4 protein-coding genes are annotated in these 3257 nt (G+C 66.7%); 2 read left to right on the forward strand and 2 right to left on the reverse strand.

What is annotated here, in order from left to right; all coding sequences use genetic code 11:
- Positions 1-1152 (reverse strand): glycogen debranching N-terminal domain-containing protein (locus tag V6U81_RS28950; protein WP_334494212.1); only part of this gene is annotated, 1152 nt, incomplete at its 3' end.
- A complete protein-coding gene (locus tag V6U81_RS28955; RefSeq protein WP_334494214.1) occupies positions 1149-1529 on the reverse strand; it encodes an SCP2 sterol-binding domain-containing protein in 381 nt (126 codons plus the stop codon). The genes V6U81_RS28955 and V6U81_RS28950, both read right to left, overlap by 4 nt.
- A gap of 194 nt (positions 1530-1723) precedes the next feature.
- On the opposite strand from V6U81_RS28955, the gene V6U81_RS28960 reads away from it, so the two are divergent.
- Together V6U81_RS28960 and V6U81_RS28965 are read left to right on the forward strand one after the other, a co-directional pair.
- Entirely contained in the window at positions 1724-2107 is a 384-nt protein-coding gene (locus V6U81_RS28960; RefSeq protein WP_334494215.1) for an SCP2 sterol-binding domain-containing protein, read from the forward strand.
- Positions 2097-3257, forward strand: a 1161-nt coding sequence (locus V6U81_RS28965) for a glycogen debranching N-terminal domain-containing protein (protein WP_334494216.1), incomplete at its 3' end; no start/stop codon positions are given. The genes V6U81_RS28960 and V6U81_RS28965, both read left to right, overlap by 11 nt.

Genomic DNA, 3257 nt, shown 5'->3' on the forward strand with positions numbered 1-3257 from the left:
TTCGTCGATCCAGTGGAGTGCGGCTCTCGCCGACGGCTCGAGAAGCCGCACCGCGGTGGCGTCTCCGGTCCACCGCTCGTACTCGTCGAGCAGGATCACGTAGAGCGGAGTGGAGTCGGCGCTGCCGAAGTACGGCGAATGCGGCTGCTCCTCGAATCCGGTCGTCTCCCCGTACCGCAGTTCGTGGAGGATCTTCCCCGGTTCCTCCTCGCGGAAGTCGTCGAGGACGACGCCCTGCGTCAGCGCCAGCAGGCGCAGCGTCGTGGCCGCGAGGTCCGGTGTGAAGGGCAGTGTCTGCAGGCTGGTGAGGATGCTGTCCCGACCGAAGATCGCCATGAACCACGGCAGCCCGGCGGCGGGCAGGGCATGCCCGCCGCCGGTCAACGGCATGAAACGCAGCGCGGCGAGATCAGCCAGGCTGCGCCGATAGGTCATCGCCAGCGTGGGAGAGTCGCAGGTCAGGCGGGGTGCCTCCGCGAGCCACCGGTCGAGGTCCTGCCGCATCTGCTTCCCGGCCCGGCCCGGTTTGCCCTGCAGGCTTTCCTGAAGATCACGTCCGTTCGCGCCCAGCGCGCGCACACGCACCTCGGTGACCCACTGGCCGTGCGGTTCGAGCCGGACGTCGTACGTCAGTCCCTGCTCGTCGACCCGGGCCGGCGCGGTGGAGGAGATTAGGGTCTCCCGGCAGAACATCTCCCGCTTATAGCCGAGACGCAGGCACCCGTCCTCGATCCGGGTGTAATATTCGCCTCTCTTGTCGCGCACATCCTTGATCTCGAAAAGGTCGGCGAAGTCGCTCCCGACGTCGATCCGGATCCGCAGGTCGATCGTTTCGCGTTCGTGGTTGATCACCGTCAACCGTTCGGTGAAGCTTCCGCCGATCGAGCGCTCCCGAATGGCTGCCACTCTGGTGTCGACCAGCGGAGTCGGGACCGTCGCCACGACGAAGAAGCGGGCCTCGAAATACTCGACTTCCTCGGCGGTGAGCGCGCTGACCCGCTCGCCGTTGATGGACAGCGTCCACTTCGACAGGAATCGGGTGTCGAACGAGAAGAGACCGGTCGGAATGGTCGGAGACGCGTCGATGTCGCCAGTCTCGTCACTGACCACGAACGTGTTGCCGTCCAGCAGGCGGATGAGTTCGTCGCTCATGACGGCCGTTTCCGCTCGCGGGCGAACTCCCTCGGGTGGTGCGCGCCGGGCGGCCCCGGCATGATCCGCTGGAGGAGGCGGGCCAGCCGCACGTCGCCCTCCGTCCTGAGTTCGTTACGCACCCAGGCCGCGTAGATGTGCGACCTGCCACTGACGATCCGGTCGAAGACCGCCCTGCTGCCGTGGACGAGGCAGTCGGCCTCGCGCTCCTCATCCCGCGAGACGCGGACATCGCCGCGTTCGATCACCAGGAACCAGCGGTCGACCTCGTGGTCGTGTGCGAGGTCGAACCGTAGGGTTCCGGTGGCCTCCTTCAGAAGGGGCTCGTGGCCGCGACGGCCGAGTGCTTCGAAGAAGCTCGCGGTGGGATTCGACATGAGCCTCCCCTCGATCAGTTCCGACCTACTCACCATGGCCGGGGGCGGGGCGCGGCCGCATCACCCGAATCGGGTGAAGTTCGGGCACCCCGCCGCAACCGCCCTCCCATCTCATCCTTTCCGGGTGATGCCACGGCACCACCATCCGAGCAACGCTGCCTCCTGGACGGCGGGATCACTTCGGGGGTGGTGCGATGTCGGAGACGACCAGAGATTTCTTTGACGCGCTCGAACGCCACGGCCACGAACGCGTGCTGAAGAAGACGAACGGCACCATACGATTCGACCTCGAGCACGACCACGAGGTCGACCACTGGTTCGTGGAGATCCGCGGGGGCGTCATCCGGGTGTCACAGCAGAACAGTGACGCCGATGCGGTCATCCGCTCCGACAGCGCCTTTTTCGAGCGCATGGTGCGGGGCGAGGCAAAGGCGCTCCCGGCGTGGCTGCGGAACGAGATCACCAGCGAGGGCAAGTTTCGGTTCATCGTCCTGCTGGAGCGGCTCTTCGCACCGCCGCCCGGCGCGCGACACCCGCGGGTGGCTGTTGGTCACCGTGGGGGCAGAGATGAAGAGTGACCTCGTCAGGATCCTCGACGGCAACATCTTCGTGTTGAGCGATGGCAGTGGCGACATTGAAGCGAAGCCCTCTGTCCCATGCGGATTCTTCTCGTTCGACACCCGGTTCCTGTCGCTGTGGCGGCTGACCGTCAACGGTGAACGGGTGAGCGCGTTGGCCATGGACGACCCGTCGTACTTCGAGGTGCGGTTCTTCCTGGTGCCGGGCGCTCCGACGCACTACGTGGACGCCAAGGTGTCGGTGATCCGCGAACGGTCGGTGGCCGGCAGCTTCGAGGAGCGGTTGACCGTGCTCAACCACTCCGGGGAAGCGGCCGAGTTCACCATCCGCATGGACGCGGACTGTGACTTCATCCCGCTGATCGTGGTCGGACAGGAACACCCGCGAGCTGGCGGGCTGTACCAGCGCGTCGAAAACGGGTGCCTGCACCTCGGCTATGAGCGGGAGAAGTTCCGGCGGGAGACCGTGATCTCGACGACGGAGCCCGCGCAGGTCGACGAGCAGGGGCTTACGTACCACATCCGGATCGGACCCCACGGGAAGTGGACCACCACGCTGCATGTCCGAGGGTTGGTGCTGCGTCCGGACGGTGAGGACGTTCGAGAGCATGTTCATCCCGGCCGCCAACGGCGCGACAGGTCCCGGCTCCAGCGGGACCTCCAGCAATGGCTCGGCAAGGGTCCGCAGCTGACCTGCGACTGGGAGCCACTGGAGCGGACCTACCGGCGTAGTTACGTCGATCTCGCCGCCCTGCGGTATTCGCCACTGACGCTACCGGCCGAGGCGATGCCCGCAGCGGGCCTGCCGTGGAACGCGACCCTCACCGGCCGTGACCCCATTCTCACCAGCCTGCAGGTGTTGCCGTTCGCACCGGAACTTACGGTGGCGACGCTGCGCATGCTGGCAATCGACCAGGGTGCGGTGCTGGACGACTTCCGGGACGAGGAGCCCGGCAAGATCCTGCGCGAGTTCCGCTACGGCGAGCTGGTCGCGTTTGAGGAACGCCCGCAGTCGCCGTACTACGGTGCCGCCGACGTGACCCCGCTCTTCGTGGTGCTGCTCGACGAGTACGAGCGGTGGACCGGGGACGTCGCCGTGGTGCGTGAGCTCGAGGACGAGGCCCGGGCGGCCCTGCGCTGGATCGACGAG

The sequence above is a fragment of the Micromonospora lacuserhaii genome (assembly GCF_036902735.1).
GTDB lineage: Bacteria > Actinomycetota > Actinomycetes > Mycobacteriales > Micromonosporaceae > Micromonospora.